This is a genomic window from Ottowia sp. VDI28 (assembly GCF_049532675.1).
GTDB lineage: Bacteria > Pseudomonadota > Gammaproteobacteria > Burkholderiales > Burkholderiaceae_C > Ottowia.
This window is the reverse complement of the sequence record NZ_CP149820.1, coordinates 5041391-5060799: the sequence shown is the minus strand read 5'-3', so window position 1 is coordinate 5060799 and position 19409 is coordinate 5041391. Positions and strand designations below refer to the sequence as shown.

19 protein-coding genes and 1 pseudogene are annotated in these 19409 nt (G+C 60.2%); 13 read left to right on the top strand and 7 right to left on the bottom strand.

Going from position 1 to position 19409, the window contains the following annotated elements; translation table 11 throughout:
• Positions 1-3: 3 nt before the first annotated feature.
• On the bottom strand, positions 4-1278 hold the full coding sequence (locus tag WJU18_RS24125) for a DUF1254 domain-containing protein (RefSeq protein ID WP_423456202.1): 1275 nt from the start codon (positions 1276-1278) through the stop codon (positions 4-6).
• 172 nt (positions 1279-1450) lie between these two features.
• On the opposite strand from WJU18_RS24125, the gene WJU18_RS24120 reads away from it, so the two are divergent.
• The gene (locus tag WJU18_RS24120; RefSeq protein WP_423456201.1) at positions 1451-2431 is read left to right on the top strand and encodes a Bug family tripartite tricarboxylate transporter substrate binding protein; all 981 of its coding nucleotides are present in this window, start codon (positions 1451-1453) and stop codon (positions 2429-2431) included.
• A 26-nt stretch (positions 2432-2457) separates the two neighbouring features.
• Here the strand turns inward: WJU18_RS24120 and WJU18_RS24115 are convergent, their stop codons facing one another.
• Genes WJU18_RS24115 through WJU18_RS24105 form a run of 3 tightly spaced genes read right to left on the bottom strand, consistent with a single transcriptional unit; the run spans position 2458 to position 4987 of the window.
• The gene (locus tag WJU18_RS24115) at positions 2458-3678 is read right to left on the bottom strand and encodes an alpha-hydroxy acid oxidase (RefSeq protein ID WP_423456200.1); all 1221 of its coding nucleotides are present in this window, start codon (positions 3676-3678) and stop codon (positions 2458-2460) included.
• Positions 3624-4064, bottom strand: coding sequence for a nuclear transport factor 2 family protein (locus WJU18_RS24110; protein WP_423456198.1), 441 nt, complete (start codon positions 4062-4064; stop codon positions 3624-3626). The genes WJU18_RS24115 and WJU18_RS24110 overlap by 55 nt, the downstream gene beginning before the upstream one ends.
• Before the next feature lie 8 nt (positions 4065-4072).
• Entirely contained in the window at positions 4073-4987 is a 915-nt protein-coding gene (locus WJU18_RS24105; protein WP_423456196.1) for a TauD/TfdA dioxygenase family protein, read from the bottom strand.
• A gap of 411 nt (positions 4988-5398) precedes the next feature.
• Here WJU18_RS24105 and WJU18_RS24100 point away from each other — a divergent pair, with 411 nt between their 5' ends.
• The 6 genes and pseudogenes from WJU18_RS24100 to WJU18_RS24075 all read left to right on the top strand — a co-directional run bounded on the left by WJU18_RS24100 (position 5399) and on the right by WJU18_RS24075 (position 9952).
• A complete protein-coding gene (locus tag WJU18_RS24100; protein WP_423456194.1) occupies positions 5399-6373 on the top strand; it encodes a Bug family tripartite tricarboxylate transporter substrate binding protein in 975 nt (324 codons plus the stop codon).
• Between the two features lie 23 nt (positions 6374-6396).
• Positions 6397-7146 carry an SDR family NAD(P)-dependent oxidoreductase gene (locus WJU18_RS24095; protein ID WP_423456192.1) on the top strand — a complete coding sequence of 250 codons (750 nt, stop codon included), beginning with the start codon at positions 6397-6399 and terminating at the stop codon, positions 7144-7146.
• 160 nt (positions 7147-7306) lie between these two features.
• Positions 7307-7444, top strand: a pseudogene (locus WJU18_RS24090) (hypothetical protein); the annotation flags it as partial.
• Positions 7433-7999, top strand: a complete 567-nt coding sequence (locus tag WJU18_RS24085; RefSeq protein ID WP_423461089.1) for a shikimate dehydrogenase family protein — start codon at positions 7433-7435, stop codon at positions 7997-7999. The pseudogene WJU18_RS24090 and the gene WJU18_RS24085, both read left to right, overlap by 12 nt.
• Before the next feature lie 49 nt (positions 8000-8048).
• Positions 8049-9113: an LLM class flavin-dependent oxidoreductase gene (locus tag WJU18_RS24080; RefSeq protein ID WP_423456190.1), complete on the top strand. Its 1065-nt coding sequence runs from the start codon at positions 8049-8051 to the stop codon at positions 9111-9113.
• A 38-nt stretch (positions 9114-9151) separates the two neighbouring features.
• A complete protein-coding gene (locus WJU18_RS24075; protein ID WP_423456188.1) occupies positions 9152-9952 on the top strand; it encodes a flavin reductase family protein in 801 nt (266 codons plus the stop codon).
• A gap of 65 nt (positions 9953-10017) precedes the next feature.
• Here the strand turns inward: WJU18_RS24075 and WJU18_RS24070 are convergent, their stop codons facing one another.
• Positions 10018-10929 carry a LysR substrate-binding domain-containing protein gene (locus WJU18_RS24070; RefSeq protein ID WP_423456187.1) on the bottom strand — a complete coding sequence of 304 codons (912 nt, stop codon included), beginning with the start codon at positions 10927-10929 and terminating at the stop codon, positions 10018-10020.
• Positions 10930-11150: 221 nt separating this feature from the next.
• Here WJU18_RS24070 and WJU18_RS24065 point away from each other — a divergent pair, with 221 nt between their 5' ends.
• The 6 genes from WJU18_RS24065 (at position 11151) to WJU18_RS24040 (ending at position 17346) form a co-directional block, all read left to right on the top strand.
• Positions 11151-12341: an SDR family oxidoreductase gene (locus WJU18_RS24065; RefSeq protein WP_423456186.1), complete on the top strand. Its 1191-nt coding sequence runs from the start codon at positions 11151-11153 to the stop codon at positions 12339-12341.
• A gap of 196 nt (positions 12342-12537) precedes the next feature.
• Positions 12538-13533: a Bug family tripartite tricarboxylate transporter substrate binding protein gene (locus tag WJU18_RS24060; protein ID WP_423456184.1), complete on the top strand. Its 996-nt coding sequence runs from the start codon at positions 12538-12540 to the stop codon at positions 13531-13533.
• Positions 13534-13603: 70 nt separating this feature from the next.
• Entirely contained in the window at positions 13604-14377 is a 774-nt protein-coding gene (locus WJU18_RS24055; protein WP_423456182.1) for a class II aldolase/adducin family protein, read from the top strand.
• Positions 14378-14392: 15 nt separating this feature from the next.
• Positions 14393-15172, top strand: coding sequence for an SDR family NAD(P)-dependent oxidoreductase (locus tag WJU18_RS24050; RefSeq protein WP_423456180.1), 780 nt, complete (start codon positions 14393-14395; stop codon positions 15170-15172).
• Complete coding sequence (locus tag WJU18_RS24045) at positions 15172-16191, top strand: D-2-hydroxyacid dehydrogenase (RefSeq protein WP_423456178.1); 1020 nt, start codon at positions 15172-15174, stop codon at positions 16189-16191. The genes WJU18_RS24050 and WJU18_RS24045 overlap by 1 nt, the downstream gene beginning before the upstream one ends.
• 165 nt (positions 16192-16356) lie before the next feature.
• On the top strand, positions 16357-17346 hold the full coding sequence (locus tag WJU18_RS24040; RefSeq protein WP_423456177.1) for a Bug family tripartite tricarboxylate transporter substrate binding protein: 990 nt from the start codon (positions 16357-16359) through the stop codon (positions 17344-17346).
• A gap of 51 nt (positions 17347-17397) precedes the next feature.
• On the opposite strand, the gene WJU18_RS24035 is transcribed toward WJU18_RS24040, so the two are convergent.
• Both WJU18_RS24035 and WJU18_RS24030 read right to left on the bottom strand, forming a co-directional pair.
• Positions 17398-18318, bottom strand: a complete 921-nt coding sequence (locus WJU18_RS24035; RefSeq protein WP_423456175.1) for a LysR substrate-binding domain-containing protein — start codon at positions 18316-18318, stop codon at positions 17398-17400.
• Positions 18319-18448: 130 nt separating this feature from the next.
• The gene (locus WJU18_RS24030; protein WP_423456173.1) at positions 18449-19234 is read right to left on the bottom strand and encodes a fumarylacetoacetate hydrolase family protein; all 786 of its coding nucleotides are present in this window, start codon (positions 19232-19234) and stop codon (positions 18449-18451) included.
• Between the last annotated feature and the right edge of the window lie 175 nt (positions 19235-19409).

Genomic DNA, 19409 nt, shown 5'->3' with positions numbered 1-19409 from the left:
GAATTACCTTTCCTGGCGGACGATGCGGGGCATGGCGGCGCGGCCTTCACGCAGCTCCGCGCGCGGCATGTAGGTACGCAGTGAGATCTGGAATGGACCAGCCGGTGCCGGCAGCCAGTTGGCGCGCAGATGCGCATCCGCGGGTTCGTCGTGCTGCAGGGCGATATCGAGCGAGCCATCCGGGTTCAGAACGATACCGCCTGTGCGGTTGCCGATGGAGTAACGGCGGATGGGGTTGTTCACAAAAAAGCGCTGACTGTCAGCGGTGGGTTCGTACATGGAGAACGACCAGAAAGAGTCGCTTGGAATCCCGGAAGGGGGAACGTGCAGCACGTAGCGATGACGGCCATCCAGCAGTTGCTTGACATCGTCGTGAAAGCGGACGAAGTACATCGCTTCCATGGGCGGCAGTGCACCCAGGCCGCCCAGTGCCACGGAGGCCCGCAGCGGGTAGTTCTGGCCAAAATTACCCATATCGGCGGCGGAAGCGAACCATCCTTGCATCTCACGCCTGCCGCTCGCGGAGGCTTGCCTGAGCTTGTCGTGCGCCAATCCGATGCGGCGCTCCCAGGCCGCCCGGGCGTCATCGCCGAGCTCGGCCCAGGCTTCGGAAACCCCGGGGCGCACGCCGATTCCTGCCCACTGAGCCAATAGCGCCCGTTCTGCTTCCGGTGGCGGATTCCGTCCGAGGAGCTCGTTCGTCACGGCCAGGAAATTCTGCGGATCGCGCGAGGACACTGGCACCACGCGAGGGTGATAGGCTGCCGTCGCGGGAGGTGTGATCCCAATGCGTTCCTGCATGGCATGGGCTCGGGGCAAATCATCAGGGCCATCGACCAGGCAACGGATGAACAGCCACACGTCATTCCCCGGGGCGCGGATCTCTTGCCGGCCCGGCATACTCTCCTGCTCCTTGGGCCCGAGGACCCAGAGATCCACAGGACCTGTGCCATCCAGGCGTTCTCCCACGATCCCGAAGTGGTTCGTGCATACGTCCAGGAAGGCCAAGGACCAATAGCGGCCCGCCGGCATGGTTTCCACTCGGATGTGCACCGGGCCGGCGCTGAGATCCAGCCATGCGTTGGAGTAAAGCGTGTCGTTGTTCGGCGCCGTGATCCAGCGCGAGGTGTGATCGCTGAGACGGCGCTCATGCTGAACGGTATTGGGTTGGTGGCGCCGCGGATTCGCCAAGTCTTCCACGGCGCGGTGCCGGGTGCGCGCCATTTCGTACAACGGGAATGCGTATTCGAAGGCCGCGTCGATCAGCGGTTCAAGCATTTTGTCTCCTGGTTGTGCGAGGAAGGTCGTGGCCTCTCCTCATCGTCGTCTTGCCGCGAGTAGCTCGCTCAATTGACATTTTACTAACCGGCAGGTAAATTATCAACAAGGCCCGACCGATACAAGAGCAATACAAGAGCCGCAGAAGAACCCTTATTTCAGGAGACAAATCATGGTTCACGCCCTCACACGCCGCCGCGCGTTACTGGCCACCGCCGCATGCCTGGGTGCTCCGGCCGCCCTGGCGCAAGCCGACTGGCCCACCCGGCCCATCAAGGTCATCGTGCCAGGCCCACCGGGAGGGGCCATGGACAACCTGCTGCGCATCATCCAGCTGCCCTTGCAAGAAGCGCTCAAACAGCCGCTCGTGCTGGATTTCAAGCCGGGTGCCAACAGCATCATCGGTATGGATGCCGTTGCGAAGGCAGCGCCGGATGGCTACACGATCCTGATCGCACCTTCGTCGGCGGTGGCCATCAATCCCATCATTCTGAACAAGCTGCCTTTCGATGTACGCAAGGATTTTGCGCCGGTGGCTCAGTTCGGAACGGGAGGGATCCTGCTGCTCGCGAACCCTTCGACAAACTTCAAGAATCTCCAGGATTTTGTGAAGTACGCCAAGGCCAACCCAGGCAAGCTGTCGTACGGATCCTGGGGCAATGGCTCCACCGGGCATCTGGTGATGGAGGGCCTCAAGAAACAATACGGGCTGTTCATCCCTCACATTCCGTACAAGACAACCGCCCAGGAAATCACGGACCTGATGGCGGGAACCCTGCCGGTGGCGTTCACGGACATCGCTTCGCCCATTCCCCACATCAATGCCGGCAAGCTGACCGCACTCGGTGTCTCGGGTTCCATACGCGCGCCCGCACTCCCCAGCCTGCCCACACTGAGCGAGCAAGGTTTCAAATTCGAGGCCGATGGTTGGTTCGGCATCTTCGCGCCCGGGGCCACGCCGCCCGCGATCGTGAACCGGCTGAACCAGGAAATTGGCAAGATCCTGGCCAAGGACGATGTGAAGCAGAAATTCGCCGCGCAGAACATGACACTGCCGGCCTTCAAGACCGCCGATCAGTTCGCTGCCGTGGTCAGGAGTGATATTGATGCATGGCAAGGTATGGCCAAGAGCGCGCAGCTGAAAATAGACTAGTGTGAACACACCCTAGCCTTCCGCAGTCACTGAAAACCTGCTGGTATCCGCTGCAGGTAATGCGGCCCCAGCTCTCCGCAGTTTGGTGCTCCCAGCATCGCCAGGTTCCGGTCTATCTCGGCCTGGAGCAGTGATATGCCGTGGCGCACGCCTTGCTCCCCGGCGACCGCCGCGGCATAGTTGAACGGCCTGCCGACGAGCACCATGCGGGCCCCCAGGGCCAAGGCTTTCAGCACGTCGGTTCCGCGGCGGAAACCGCCGTCCACGAGAACGGGGTATTGCGGGCCTGTGGCGCGTACCGCAGCCTCCAGCATGCACAACGCAGGCGCCGCGCCATCGAGCTGCCTGCCGCCGTGGTTGGAGAGCACCACGCCATCAGCACCCAATTGCTGCGCTTGCCGGGCATCATCCGGATGCAGGACGCCTTTCACCACAAGATGGCCGCGCCAACGTTGGCGGATGCGCTCCAGGGTGCTCCAGTTGAAGCGCTCGCGTCCGGAGAGATCCCGCACCACCTTCGAGGAGATCAATGATGGGCCGCGCGTGGCGTGCGTATTCTCGAAATGCGGCATGCCATGGCGCGCCCAGGTCCGCAGAAAAGTCCCGGCCAGCCATCGCGGCCGGGTCAGCCCGTTCCAGGCCAGCCGGAGGCCAGGCCGAAGAGGTGCCGAAAAACCGGCGCGTACGTTGTTCTCGCGATTGGCCGGCACAGGGACATCCGCCGTCACCATCAAGGTCTTGATGCCGGCGCGTTCCACGCGATCCAGCATCGCATCGACACGCGCCGCCTCGGCCGGGAGATAGGCCTGAAACCAGATGCCGGGACATTCGCGGGCCACGTCTTCCAGCGGAATCAGGGATGCGCTGCTCATCACGGAAAGTATTCCTGCCTTCATTGCCGCTCTGGCCAGCACCAGATCCCCCCGATAGGCGGAGAGTGCGCTGAGGCCCATGGGCGCGATACCGAAAGGGCTCTCATAAGTCTGGCCCAAGAGCTCGGTTTTTTGCGAGCGCTGCGAGACATCCCGCAATACGCGCGTGATGAACCCGTAGCTTTCCAGAACAGCCTCATTGGCGCGCAGCGAGCGGCCTTGTTCCGAGGACCCTGAAATGTAGCCAAAGACGGGAGCTGGCAAGTGGCGCCGCGCCGCGGTCTCGAAGTCGTCCAGTGCCAGAAACCGGTTGAGCTTGCTCATGCGCCACTTTGTGTGAACAAAGGGCGGCTTTGCTTGTTCAGCAGCATCCATTCTCCGTTCCCGGCGCGCTGATACAGATCTTCGGTGCGGGTAATCGCCAGCAGGCTGCTGGCGATGGGAGCCGCATCGCGCGGATCTGCCTCAGGCCCTGCGTCGTGCCGGAAAACCTGCAGCAGATAGCTGGCGCGAATCTGCAAGTCATCCTGCGCATTGAAAAAGAGATTGCTGATCAAATGGGCCGAACGGCGTCCCGCCGGCCTTTGAGCCAGGGCGGCGTCCACTGCCGCACCACCTCGCAGCACCGCCCCTTGCCGATGCCATACCCCGTCTGCGGCGAACATGGCCCCGACGGGCCCTGCTTCAAGGCCATCCAGCCGTGCATAGAACCGGGAGATGGCTTGCTCGCATGCCTTGAAAACATGGGCGTTGATATTCATGGTCTGGCTCAAGCCGTTGTTGCCGTGCCAAGCACACGCTGCACAAAATCCCGATCGAACACCTTGTCTGCCATCACCTGGCAGCGCTTGATGAGCCGGTGTTCGTGCGGGCGGTAGTCCGCTACCGCGTTATGCAGTGTCGAGATGTGGTCCCACATCAGCACATCGCCCTTGGTCCAGTGATGGGCATGGATGTATTTTTCCTGCAGCTGATGGCGGAACAGGGTGTCCAGCAGCGCATCACTCTCTTTCTCGGGAAGTTCGTTGATCCGGATGGCATACCCTGGGTTGCAATACAAGACCTTCCGGCCCGTGATCGGATGCGTCAGAAAAATGGGATGCACGGAAGGCGGGCGCTTGGCGCGTTCCTCCGGTGTCAACGGTGCACGCGCGCTCCCGGGCCGGCGGCGCATTTCTTCCCAGAATTTGTTGAAATCGTGTGTGGCGGTCAGCCCTTCCAACCGCTGTTTCAACTCCGCGGGCAAGTCATCGTACGCGGCATACATGTTGGCAAACAGCGTGTCGCCCAGCACCTTGCCATCGCGGTAGGGCACTTCGAGCGCATAGAGCACATTGGTGAAGCCTACCGTCTGGTTGTAGGACATGTCGGTATGCCAATCCTGGCCCGCATCGCCAATGCCGATGGGAACTCCGTCCCGGACGATGTTCGAGAGGATGCTGACTTCCGGCACTCCGCGCTCATATGGCCCCTTGTCGGAGAACCCTTTTTGCAGCACCCCGAAGTGCGCCGAAAAATCCCGCAGGTTCTCGGGCGTGAGGGACTGGGCCGGAAATCGCAGGACGCTGTGCTCGCCCAGTGCGGCAAAGAGTGCGGTGAAATTCCCTTCCGACAAAGGCTCTGACAAATCAACGCCTGTCACGGTTGCGCCCAAGCCGCCAACGTTCCTGCTGATGCTCAACATCCATCTGTTCCGTATTGATTGCGAATGAGTCACATGCTATGTGCGCGGCATGCCTGCGGGTTACCTGCGTTGGCAATCTCTCGTTTCCGCCCGGGAAATGATCTCCACTTGGGTCATGTGGCGGAGGACTTTTCGACTGGCGTCCTCCGCTCGAGAGGATGCCAGCGACGCATCAGCCAGCCGATGCGCGCTTGATCGCTGATGCCGGTTTTCCCTCCGTGAAGGACGTCGTTGTGCGAAGCCGTAATACCTCCTTTGCAGATCTTGCACAACCATGTGAAGCCCTTGCGCTTCTATACTCATTTCGGACTTGAGGCGATGCGAGATCTCAGTCAAAGCTGCCTTGAAAAGGCTTTCGCGTTTCAGCCTGTGTGATCCGCGAGTTCCGCAAATAGAGATTCGGAGACACCAATGAAAATCCGCTCAGGCATTGCCTGTTGGGCATTCTTTGCCACCGCATTCGCCGCATTCGCGCAGAGCCCATCAGGTCCGTCGGCACAACCCATCAAGATCGTCGTGGCTTTCGCTCCAGGAGGTGGAACCGATCTGTATGCGCGCTTGATATCCAACGAACTGGCCAAGAAAGGCACGGCGGTCGTTGTCGAGAATAAGCCTGGAGGGAGCGGCGTGATTGCTGCAAGCACGGTGGCTCGCGCCAAGCCTGACGGCCACACGCTTCTGTTTTCGTCTCTCGGACTCCTGGTCAGCAACACCGTGCTGGTCGACAAGCTGCCCTACGACCCGCAGAAAGAGTTGAGGGGTGTTACTCACATCGGCTTGCAACCTACAGTGATCGTGGCTCGCAGCGATTCACCTTTCAAGGACATTCGCAGCCTCGTGGCTTACGCCAAGGCGAATCCAGAAAAAATCAATCGCGGATCGCCTGGAGCCGCGATCATCACCAATCTGGCGCCAGTGGCTTTCGAAGCCAAATACGGATTCAAGACTACCCATGTCCCTTTCAACGGCGACACTCCAGGGCTGACGGCGCTGATGGGCGGACAGATCGATATTCTCGGTTCGGGTCCCTCAGGGCCCATGCCCTATGTGCGTGATGGCCGCTTGAAATTGTTGGGTGTCATGGGAGACAAACGGCTTCCGCAATTTCCCGACGTCGAAACCTTCAAGGAGCAAGGATACGATTTCGACGGAAACATCTGGTATGGATTGTCTGCGCCGGCTGGAACACCGACCGAAACCATCAACGAGTTGAACCGGGTATTCAACGACGTACTGAGCAGCCCCGCGTTTCGCGCAAGAGCTGCGGAAATGGGCATCGAGGCCAAAGGCAGCACCGCCGCAGAGTACGACGCTTACGTGCGTTCCGAGACGGACAGATGGGTTCCCCAACTGCGCAAGATCCAGCAGGCGGTATCCGTGAAATGAACTGGGCAGCAAGAGGAGAACCCATGTTCAATGACACGATTGCCCTTGTGAGCGGCGGAAGCCAAGGGATTGGACTGGCCTGTGCGAGAAGCCTCCTCCGGGCAGGCTGCCGCGTCGCCATTGCCGATATCCAGGCTGAATCAGCTCAGGCGGCTGTGGATCAGATGGGAGTACATCCCGAGCGGTGCCGCGTGTTTCAACTCGACGTCAGCGACCTCGCTCAATGCGAGAGCGTGGTGGCCCGGATTCGAGCTTCCTGGGGCGCTCTCGGCGTTCTGGTCAATAACGCGGGCGTCAGTGGGCGCAAGGACGCCACCGAAGGACAAGCGCTTGTTGCCGAGTTCGATCGCGTCATGAGCGTGAACGTCAAGGGGGTGCTCAATCTTTCCATGGCCAGCGCGGACGACCTCAAGGCCACCCGGGGCGCTATTGTCAACGTCGCCTCGCTGACGTCCTTCGTCGCGACGCGGGCACATGCGGTGTACGGCGCGTCCAAAGGTGCCGTGGCGCAGTTGACCAAATTCCTGGCGCGTGACCTGGGGCCTTCTGGCGTGCGAGTCAACGCGGTCGCGCCAGGCTTGGTCATGACGCCTCTTACCCAGCATATCGCCACCAATCCGGAACACCTGCGGACCATGGTCGAGCGGACGCTTCTCAAAACCCCTGCTCAGCCAGATGACATCGCCGGTCCGGTGGTATTTCTTGCCTCCACCATGGCCGCACATATCACGGGAGTGGTTTTGCCCGTGGACGGTGGCTATCTGGCCAACTGACTGACAGGATTTCTCGCGAGGTTGCAATGAAAGTCACTGGGAAGACGCGCATCCGGTTCATTCTTGCCGATCCGGTTCAACAGGTGATGGCGTCACACCATTCAAATCTTCGCTATGAAGCCGATGGGTTGGACGTGGCGGTTTTCCTCTCCATGTCAGAGCCGAAGATCTGGTGTTAGTCGTGCAAAGCATCCGGCGCATGCATAACGTCATTGGCTTCGGAATCACGATCCCGCACAAGATTGCGATCCTGCCCTTGCTGGATTCCTTGACGGAACGGGCTGCGCTGATCGGTTCGGTCAATACGGTTGCCCGCCGTCCCGATGGAAGCCTGGTCGGCGACAACGTTGATGGGCAGGGATATCTGGACGGCCTGGCCAAAGATGGCATCGATGTCCGCAGCCGCCGGGTGCTGCAGTTCGGAGCGGGGGGAGCGGGCCGTGCGGTGGCGTTTTCGCTCGCATCCGCAGGTGTGGGCGAACTGGTTATTCGAAACCGGAACATGGGGCGGGCGGTCGCGTTGGCACAAGAGGTCATCAGGGCCTACCCGGAGTGTGTGGTGAGCGCAAGCGACCGAGGGGTTGAAGAGGACGTTCGCGAGGCGAACTTCATCGTCAACACCACGTCCCAGGGCATGGGAGTTGAAGACAAGCTTCTCTTTGATTACTCGATGTTGGCGCCTCATCAGATTGTCTCCGACATCATCATGGTGCCCGAGATGACGCCTTTGCTGAAAGCGGCCAAGGACGCGGGATGCGTGATTGCGTTGGGAAAAAGAATGACCGAAGCGCAGTATCCGCTGGTGTCCACTCTGCTCGGGATAGACGCTCTGCCGCCGGCACCTTGCCATTGAAGTTTCAATAGTCATCGGCTCAGCCGAGGTTGTTTCCTGGAGATTTGATATGGAATTTGGAGTTTTTACCCTGGCGCAGCAGCGCGGCTATCACCAGACCTCCGCGGATGTCATTCGCAACTCGATTGAGCAGACCGTAGCGGCCGAGCAAGCAGGATTCAACGCGGCCTGGTATGCGGAACACCATTTCAACAACTATTCCCTTTCGCCGTCGCCCCTGATGACTATTGCGCATGTGGCGGGCAAGACATCCACCATCAGACTGGGAACCGCTGTCTGCATTCTGCCTCTGTATCACCCGGCCCGGTTTCTTGCCGAAGTGGGGTTTGTTGACACGGTGTCGGGCGGGCGATTGGAGTTGGGGGTAGGGTCGGGGTATCAGCAGTTTGAGTTCGAGCGGTTTGGCACGAACTTGGAGGACGCACCTGCTATTTACAACGAATTCCTCGATGTACTGCCCAAAGCGCTTACTCAGAGCACCTTTTCCTATTCAGGCAAGCACCTGCAAATTCCACCGAGCGCCATTGCCGTACGATGTGCTCAAAAGCCGATGCCTCCGTTGTGGGTCACATCTGGAAATCCCGCCACGCTTGGACGCGCTGTGCGGGAGGGGCATAACCTGTTTGTGACCGCGCTTCTGGGCGGGGCGGATGCGCTCGCCAGCTTGCGCGGCCGCTTGGAGAAGATCGCTGAGGACAACGGCAAAGACTTGGACAGCGAGGTGAAATTCGGGCTGCTTCGTTGCGGGTATGCCTCGGACAATGCCTCGGAGATCAACGCCTACCTGGACAATGCGCGGTTCCAACGCCGGCTTTCGGAAAGCCTGAAGCACCGGAGGCAACAGTCCGATGACGGCTACATGATCCAGGAGGTCCCTTCAGAGACGGATCTCAGCCTTGAGCAGATGCGCGCGAATTTGCCAGTAGGCTCGGTCAACGAAGTGATCGACAAGCTGCTCGCCGAGATCAGTATCCTTCGGCCGAAGCATATTGCCTGGCAGACCCAGCTCGGTGATTTCGATCAGAAAACCATGCTGAAACAGATTGACCTCTGGGGGGAGCGGATCATTCCGGCGGTTCGCAAGGAAGTTAATCGGATGGCAGCCACCGCATGAAACCCAACTGACGCCCGCCAAGCCGCAAGGAAAGCAGCATGCGAGTTCACCTGACCAATTCGGGTAATGTCGTTCTTCGGGAGGCGATGGATGCAGACCGGCTGGACGTTCTGATCGACCCACAGCCCGCGCAAAGGCTCGAACGTACCATCGCCAAGATCGGCCACCGCGAAGATGAACACTACATCGCGCTCGCACCCGCGGTGGTGCGCTTCATCAGCGGACTGGCGGGAGATCCAGTTTGGGAAGCTGCTTTTTCCAAGGTTGTTTCGAATGCGGCGCTGGTGGGGGATTTGACGGCCAAAGGCCATTTGCGTGTTCGGGTCAATATGACGACGGCGACCGAGGAGGTGACGATCGACGAGTTTCGCGCGGCGATGCGATCGTTGCCAGGAGGTATCAGTATCGTCACGACAGGAGCCGGAGAAGAGGTCTCCGGCATCGTGGTGTCGAGCCTGACTTCCATCTCCGCGGAGCCGCCCCTGATCTGCTTCTTTGTCAACCAAACGTCCTCGTGTTATCCGCATTTGGTCAAGAGCGGCTACTTCGCTGCCAATGTGCTGAGCGAAGGTCATTCTGATGTCATGAATGCGTTTCTCAGCCAGCCGCAGGGCAGGCCGCGGTTCGCGGTAGGGCGATGGAGTGAGGGTTATGAGGGCGTCCCGGTCCTGGAGGACGCGCTGGCAAGTATGGAGTGCGATACCCTTTTCACGCAGCAGATTGGAACGCATCGCATGATCGTTGGAAAGATCCGCAAGACACGCTGCAAATTTGCCGTTCCGCTCGTGCAGTTCAATTCTCACACGCATCGTCTTGCCACTGCTCATACGTCAATTTGAACTTATTGAACTTATCGTGTGACCTAAGTCTGCCTTGCGGTTCAGGATGTCCAAGCAGAAAGCAGCTAGATGCCTTCGTTGGCTTTTAGCTCATCGGAGATGAAATCGATGAATGCACGGACTTTCACCGGCAAGGCGTCGCTCCTGCGAAAAACGGCGTAGATGCCGTTGGCAACTGAAGTCACTACGAAACGGTATTCCGGGAGTAAGCGCACCAGGCTGCCGTTTGCGATGGATGAGCGCACAGTGGCACCGAACAGCAAGGCTACCCCCGCGCCACCGATGGCGGCCAGGCGAAGCACCTCCCCGCTATTGGAGCTGATGACTCCTTTCACGGGGAGCTGACGCGAGACGCCCATTTCATCGAAGTAGTGCCATGGGGCGACTTCAGAGTCTCGTTGGTAGGTGAGGCAGCGCACGTTCATCAAATCAGAGGGGTGCTGAATGTGCATGTGGGCCTGCGCGAACGCGGGGCTCGCCACAAGAATCTCATCGCTACTGGCCAGGCGTTTGATGATGAAATTTGAATCGTCGGAAACACCGGTCCGGATGTCGATGTCGAAACCCTGCTCGACCAGGTTCACTGGGTGCTCTGACAGTTCGTGCTCGATCTGCAGACCTGGATACCGCTCCACAAATTTGGGCAAGAGAGGAGCGATCAGCCTCAGGCCAGTCTGGGTCCTCGAATGGATCCGCAAGCGTCCTTCTGGCACATCCGTGGCTTCTCTCGCTACTGCCTCTGCTTCATCTATGGCCTCGATGGCACGCTGTGCGTGGCGTAGAAATTTGCTGCCTGCCTCGGTAGCTTTGAGAGTGCGGCTCGTGCGATCCAGCAACTGCACACCCAGCTCGGCTTCGAGCGCACTGATCCGGCGCGATATCGTCGCGGGCGACAGTCCCAATGTGCGGGCCGCTTCAGACAGGCTCCTCTTGCGCATGGCCAAGGCAAAGATCTTGAGCGTTTGAAATTCTTTCATTGCGTACGCTACAAAGGAGGTGTTCGAAAATCGAATCAAGTTGCGTGCTTGAGCGCTGATACCATTTGTCGCGCGCTTACGGTGCTGCTTGCGCTGCGTTTGGCAGGCCAGACCCAGACATCAACAGAGTGCGTCCTACGCCAGCCCGGCCCAAGCAAAGTGAATGATATCCCTCTCATCGCGCATGGCCGCTTGACTGAAAACATCTCTATCGCATCACCATGACACGACGGGTTTTGATCACGGGAGCGGCTGCGGGCATCGGACGTGCGGCGGCTGAATTGTTTGCCAAGCGCGGATGGCACTGTGTGCTTGTCGACCGGGACCGAGATGCCCTGGACGCGACGGTGGCTTCACTTCCGGGTACACACTTAGCCCAGTGCATCGATTTGGCGGATCCCATCCAGATCGCCTCTTTGGGCGGCCTCGAGGAACCCCTGGATGCCGTTGTGAACAACGCAGGCATCGCTGATCCGAGCGGTCGCGGCCTCGTGGAGCAAACGCCTTCGGCACAAGCCGTGATGCGTGCTGTGAATCTGGAGGCGCCTGGCGCGGTGGTGACCGCTGTGATGGTCCGGCTTGCTCCGGGAGCCCGGATCGTCAATGTATCGTCGAATGCTGGGTTGAGGTCCATTCCTTTTCGCGGCTACTACAGTTTGACGAAAGCGGGGTTGATTGGCCAGACGCTGGCATTGGCGCGCGCACGCGATGATCTCTCCGTTTCGGTGCTGTGCCCGGGCTTCACCAGAACCGAACTCAATGAGCGGCTGGTGAAGAGCGGCCGGCTAGACCCGGCCCGGGCGTTAGCGAAGATTCCGTTGGGGCGTTGGGCTGAGCCTGCGGAGTTGGCGGAGGCTATTTGCTTTCTCGCCAGTCCCGGCGCTCGCGCGTTGCGCGGAGAAGTGCTGCAACTCGACGGAGGATCGGGGGCTTATGGTGGCAGTGCCGCATACGCGCCAGCGTCAGCTCCGGCGATGAGCTTGGATCTGCCACTGTGTTTGTCTGTCGAAGGTGATGCATCGAAACGTTGGGCGGGATTGCTGCTTCCCGCGTCTCCGGCCGAAAATACCTACCAGGCTGTTCTTGATGTTCATGCCTTGGATGGAGGTTCGGTATCGTCCATGCACGAGGCGGTCAATGGCTTTGCCCGCCGCTTTGAGCGTCATGCGAGCCTGACCTTTCTTCTGCCGCCCGAGCAGGCTGTGGATTGGCAACGAGCGGGGGAGAGTGCGGCGATGCGCATGATGGTGCGCACATTGGCCTGTGAGCTCGCGCCGCGTGCATTGCGCGTGAACGCCATCGAGGTGGGTGAAGCGGTTGTGGCTGCGCATTTGAAAGATTTGATCTGCTACGTGGCGGGCGCCCGTGCCCAGTTCCTGACGGGGCAATTGCTTCGCAGTTCTGCGGTCTGATTGCTGCGAGCAAAACGCCGCGAGGATACGGCGGCCGGGGCGAGGGTTGCAGGCTCATTCAGTTTCCGATCTCGAAACCTCGCATTCCCGAACAAGGTGTGTTGTCAGGGCCATTCGTTTCTAGACTTGAACCCGGGTGCGAAGTGCACACAAGAGGTGTGCTGCCCGATCCCACGCAGTCAAGGAATGCCAAACAATGAGGGGACTTCATTTTTTTCGCCTTTTGGCCGCGCTGACGCTCACTTCGTCAGTGGCTGCCCTCGCGCAGCCGCAAGCCCTGAGCAAATATCCTGAGCGGCCCATCAAGCTTGTCGTTGGGTATAGCGCTGGAGGGCCCACCGATATCATTGCGCGCTTGCTGGCGCAGGAAATGAGCAAGAGCCTGGGGCAGCCGGTGGTGATCGACAACAAGCCGGGGGCCAATGGAAATATTGCGACCGAGATGGTGCAGCGATCTTCCCCCGATGGCTACACGCTGCTGGTCAATAGCCTGTCTCACTACGTGAATCCGCTATTGGATCCGGAGCGTGTCAGGTACGACCCCATCAAGGATTTCACGCCGATCACCCGATTGGTCACAGGCTCTCAACTGCTGGTGGTTGGAGCCAGTTCGCCGTTTTCCAACATGGGCGAGCTTCTGCAGAAAGCACGCAGCGCGCCGAATGCGCTGAACTATGGGTCGGCCGGCATCGGAAGTGCGGCGCATTTGGTGACCGCACTGCTGGAGCAGTACACGCAGGCAAGCATGAACCATATTCCCTTCAAAGGGACGGGACCGGCGCTCAACGAGGTCATTGCAGGCCGAGTGGACTTCATGTTCCTGCCGCTGGCAGCCGTATCGGAAATGGCGAAGGCCGGCAAAGTTCATGTTCTTGCCATCACGGCGGCCAAGCGCAGTGCGGAGTACCCGCAGGTGCCCACGCTCTCCGAGCTGGGTTTCCCTGGCTTTGGTGACTACGATCACCCGCTGGGCATCATTGGGCCCGCGGGCCTGGATGCTGCTATCGCGAAAAAAGTCGATGCGGCTGCTGAAGCGGCGTTGATGACATCTGCCGTCAGTGCCAAGCTCAAATCCTTTGGCGTGAATATCGATCATCTCGGACCGCAGGAATACAAGGGATGGCTTTCGCAAGATGGCCGGCGCTGGGCGCAGATCATTCAGCGTGCCGGTATCCGTGCGAAGGCCGATTGATTGTTATCCCGTGCCACCGAAGATCCTTTGTGGCCCTTTTTTTGAATTGAACAAGCAGGAGACGTTTTGAATGAAAACCAGCATGGAAGTGCGTTCGGTCCGCGACAAGGTCAGCGCTGAAGAATGGGCGGCGCGTGTGGCGCTGGCGGCGGCCTACAGACTCACCGATGTGTATGGCATGACCGACATGATCGCCAATCACATTTCCGTTGAAGTGCCTGGAGAGCCCAACCACTTCCTGATTAACGCCTATGGCTTGCTGTACACGGAGATCACGGCATCGAACCTGCTCAAGATCGACATTGATGGCAATGTGATCATGAAATCCGAGCTGGATTTGGGCGTCAACCGGGCAGGCTTTGTGGTGCACAGCGCGCTTCATGCCGCGCGGCCCGAGATGAAATGCATCATGCATACGCACACCCGCGCCGGCATGGCCGTTTCCGCCTTGAAGTGCGGTTTGCTTTACCTGACTCAAAGCTCCACCAGGTTCGATAGCGTCGCTTATCACGACTTCACCGGGCAGGCTTTTGATCTGGAGGAGCGCGAGCGGCTTGTGAAGGACATGGGCAACGCCGAGGTCATGATCATGCGCAATCACGGTCTGCTGACGCTGGGGGAGTCAGTTCCCGAGGCGTTCAATGCCATGTACCGTCTGGAGCTCGCCTGCAGATCACAGATAGATGCCATGTCGTGCAATACGGAGTTGAACATCCCGAACGCGGAGGCCGTGAAGTACGCGCATTCGCAGTGGAAGCCCGGTGTGGTGCGCCGGTACGGGATGCTGGAGTGGCCGGCCTTGCTGCGGCGCCTCGACCAGATCGATCCCTCGTACAAGCTTTGAAATCAAGGAGTTGGAATGTCAGAAGGAAAGTTGGCGGTCATTCTTGGCGGCGGAAACGGCATTGGTGCGGCTACTGCGCGCTTGATGAAGGCCCGCGGATGGCGTGTCGCGGTGGCGGATCTTTCATTGCCGGACGCGCAGAAAGTGGCCGATGAAGTCGGGGGGCCTGCCTACGGCATTGACGTGAGCGATCAGGCCGGCGTCGAAGCACTGGCGGCGGAGATCGAGGCGCAACACGGCCCTGTGCAGGCGCTTGTCGTATGCGCTGCCATGTTTCAGGAGCGCTATGCCCCCGAAGCGTTTCCCATGGATCTGTACGGCAAGATCCTGAAGGTCAATATTGAAGGCACCTTCTTCGCCAATCGTGTGTTTGGTGTGAGGATGGCCAAAAGGGGGAGCGGCAGCATTGTCAACGTGGCTTCGGTCAACGCGCACAAATCTTCTCCCACTCACGCCTATGGGCCCACGAAGGCCGCGGTGGTCAACATCTCGGCCAACCTTGCCGGGCAATGGGGGCGGTCTGGTGTGCGGGTGAATTCCGTATCGCCCGGCGCGACCCTGGTGGCCAGGGTGCTGGCCCGTCCGCCAGGCCGCTATGCCGCCAACATCGAGGATCAGATTGCCCTCGGCCGGCGCATTCAGCCCGAAGAGGTCGCGGAGGGGATCGAGTTCCTGGCGTCGGACAAGGCCTCCGCCATCACCGGGATCGATCTGCCGATAGACGCGGGCTCCATGGCGGCCAACGGATGGTCGCTCTACGGTGGCGTGCCGGCCTCGATCGCGGAGTCTTCCTGATGCATGTGCTCGTGACCGAAGAGTTTGCCAGGCACCACGCCGATGCGGTGCGCCGGATCGTGCCGGCTCCGTGCGAGCTGGTCATCACCGATCCATTGACGGACGAGTTTCCCGCCCATCTGGATCGGGTCGAGGTGGCGTTTCTTTCACTTGATCTGATGGGGGGCAAGGACGCCGGGGGCGCGCACCCCAGGCTGCGCGCTTTTTCCCGGGTGGCCGACAGGACTTCCGCCTTGCGCTGGATTCATACACAAGCGGCGGGTGCGGACCGCGAGGTGCTTCAGAACGCCATGCGGCGAGGGGCGGTGGTGACCACTTCGTCTGGGGCCAGCGCTCAGGCGGTGGCGCACACCGCGATTGCGGGCATGCTCGCGCTCGCGAAGAACGTGCCCCATTGGGTCAACTCGCAAACCAAAAAAATCTGGGCAACGCCTCCGCGTGACCAATGGCCCGACGATATCGATGGAAGCCGCGCTCTGGTGGTGGGCACGGGTCCGATCGGGCAGGCGATTGCCCGCATTGCGGGCGCCATGGGCATGCACGTTTCAGGCGTGCGCAGGAGCGCTCAGCCACTGCCGGATTTTGAGCATATGTTCGATTTCAGCCAGATTGCGGAAGCGCTGCCTGAGACCGATTGGCTATTCCTCGCGTGTCCCTTGACGGCCCAAACCCGTGGGCTCGTGAACGCGCCTTTCCTGGCGCGTCTTCCTTCGCACGCACGTATCGTGAATGTGGCACGAGGAGAGGTGGTGGCGGACGCGGATCTTCGCTCGGCGTTGATCGGTGGCCGCGTGGCGGGGTACTACAGCGACGTGTTCGCCGGGGAGCCGTTGGGTGCCACTTCGGACTGGTGGGAGACGCCCCATACCTTGATGTCACCTCATCTGGCCGCGGCCTCGACAGGCTATGGCCCACGGACAGTTCAGGCGTTTCTGGAAAACCTTTCCCGGTACGTGGCGGGAGAGCCGCTGCGTAACGTGGTGACACCGCCGGAACCACCGGGATCGCCTGGCGCGTGATCCCGCACGGGCCGCGGTGAAGACACCGCTGCCTGCGGGCCGGAACATCCATTGCAAACGACAGATTCCAGCCACGGCTGGAGGTTGGAGTCTGGGTGCACGTTTGGCGGCCTGCTTTGAGGCCATTTTGGGGAACCTGCTTCCCGTTAACCACAAGGAGACCATATGCGCAGAACCATTCTCAAAGCCATTCCTGCCGCGTTGTACGCGTCGGTGGCTGCTCCCGGCCTGCTGGCCTCACGCGCGGCCAGCGCCACAGAGGCCGCATGGCCTGCGAAGCCCATCCGCCTGATGGTGCCGGCTGTTCCGGGGGCCGGTTCGGATTCCACCGCCCGCATCATCGCGCAGACGGTCTCCGAGCGGTTGGGGCAGCCCATCATTGTCGAAAACAAGCCCGGCGGCTCCGGAACAGTGGCGGCCAGCGTGGGGCTCCTGGCGCCTGCGGACGGCTACACCTTCATCTACTGCATTCCATCCACCCAGATCATTCCACCGAAATCAGTCCGGTACGACCCGCTCAAAGACCTGATTCCGGTGAGCCTGGCCGTGTCTGCTTCATTCATCCTGGTGGTGAATCCTTCATTGCCTTACCGGAGCCTCGAAGATCTGGTCAATGCCGCCAAGGTCAGTCCGGGCAACATCAACTACGGCAGTTCCGGTACGGGAACTTTCGGCCACCTGCTAGGCGCATCGTTCGGCTTGGCAACCCGCACCGATTTGACGCACATCCCGTTCACGAGCGAGCCTCCTGTGACGACGGCCATCATCGGGGGTGAGCTGCAAATGGCTTTCATCAGCTCCTCCGTCTCCTTGCCGCTTATTCAAGGGGGAAAGTTGCGTGCGCTGGGTGTGTCATCGGCAAAACGCATGGCGGGCATTCCAAACAACATTCCACTGGTTTCGGAAACAGTGCCGGGCTATGACATGGCCACCTTCAACTACATATCGGCGCGTGCTGGAACGCCGCGCCCGATTGTCGAAAAGATGAGCAAGGCCATCACCGAGACAATGGCCGATCCCGCCGTGCGCGAGCGCTTCTACGCCAGGGGCCTGAATCCTGGAGGTGGCTCGCCCGAAGACCTCGGGAAGCTCATCGGCGCAGAGCGGCTCAAGCTGACGGATCTCATTCAGAAAGCGAACATCGTGCTCGCCTGATCCTCAGATCCTCAGATCCTCAGATCCTCAGGGCCTCAGGGCCTCAGGGCCTCAGGGCCTGTGCCCCGTCCACGCCCGCGTGGAGGGGCTTTGGGCCCAATCCTTCAGGTAATCCAGCAGGCAGCGCACACGCGAGGGCAAGTTCCTGCGTGTGGAGTACAGGGCATAGATCGCGGCCTTGGCCTGCGGCGCGAATTCCGGAAGAACCACCTCCAGTAAGCCAGTTTCGATTTCACGTGACACCATGTAGATAGGGTGCATGGAAATGCCGCTGCCCAGGATCGCAGCTTGCTTGAGCGCGTCGCCCATGTTGGATTTCACCGATCCGCGCACGCGCACCGACTGGGGCGGATCGCCCTCGAAATTCCAGATGCTGCTTTGGGACTTGAGCGTATGGACCAGGCAATTGTGGCGCTCCAGCTCCCGCACCGTGCGCGGCCGTCCATGGCGCTTCAGATAAGCAGGAGAGGCCACCAGTACCTGCGGGCTCGACATCAGGGGCATGGCAACGCTGCTCGTGTCTTCCAGCGCGGGCAGAATCCGGATCGACAGATCGAGCGAGTCGGAGACGCTGGAGACTCTTTCATCGTCGAACATCACACTGACCTCTATCTCGGGGTAGCGCTCGGTGAAGCGTGTCACGGCCGGGATGAGGTGATAGGTGCCGAATGACGGAGGCGTGCCGATCCGGATCATGCCCTTGGGGGAGCGCGTCGAGTCCCGCACTTCGGAGGTCATGGCCTCATAGCATTCCAGCAGATTGCTCGAGGCATCGAACACGCGGCGGCCCGCCTCGGTCATGGTGACCTGCTTGGCCGACCGGTTGAGCAACTGCGCACCCATGGTGGATTCCAGCCAGGCCACCTGCTTCGTGACGGTGCTTTTCGCCACCGACAGCTTCATGGCTGCGCGCGCAAAACTACCCGCGTTGGCAACTTCCAGAAACACTTGCAGACAGGCCAGACGATCCATAGCGCAATTTCGGTTGGGGGTGAAGACACCACTTTCCCGCTACTTCCGCAGAGCCGCCTCTGCAGAGGCTGTGACTTGTATCCAACGAACGGCATCGGGGCTGGAGAGGATGCGGTGGGCACTGCCCTGATTATGCCGAGGCCCGCACAAAGCGATTGCGGAGTGCGCCTATACCCGAGATGGCAATCTCCACCGTGTCGCCGTGCCGGAGATCAGGCGATGCCCCGTCGGTTCCCATCCAGATGACATCACCGGGAAACAGGGTCACGTACTGAGACATCCGGCTGATGAAATGCGATACGCCGAAGATCATGGCGCCGGTATCGAATTCGTATGAAACAGCGCCGTTGACACGCACCTGTGTCCTCGCGTTCGAGATGTCGAAATCCGTCTCGATCCACGGCCCCATGGGCTTGAAGGTATCTGAATTCTTGCAGCGCCAGAAGGTGCGGTCCGACTTCTGCCAATCCCGCTCGCTGACATCGTTGCCGATGGTGTAGCCCATGACGCATTGGAGCGCTTCTGCTTCAGAGACATTGCGTGCCTTTTGCCCCATGACCACCACCAGCTCGCCCTCGTACTGGATCTTGTCGCCGGCATCGGCGGGAATGATCACGTTTTCGCCGTGCGGGAGCAGGGCGTTGTTGGCGCGGTATCCGATGTCGGCCTGGCGCGGCAACTGGGCCGGCACGCCATGGGCTCGCGCGACTTCTTCAACGTGTCTGGCGTAGTTCATTCCCGCCGCGTAGAAGGTGCCGGGGATGACGGGCACCTCGAGCTTGACTGTTTCCAGGTCCAGACGCTGCGGTAGGCGTTCGTACCCTGTGAAAGGGTCTCCCCGGACAGGCTGCACCGTCGTGCCTTCAACGATGCCATAGCTGGTGGTGGGGCCGGTGGTAAAGCGAATCCATTTCATGCCGGGTTCTCTCAGAACGTGTTCAAGATCTCATCGCGAGGGCCATTGTGTTCGAAAAGCTGTGGATGCAAGGCGAAAACCGCAGGGATACCTCGTGGTATCGCGAGGATTTTCAACGCGGCAGACGCAGTTTTTCGGATGCAGGGGACCCGTGAGGAGATCTTGAACACGTTTT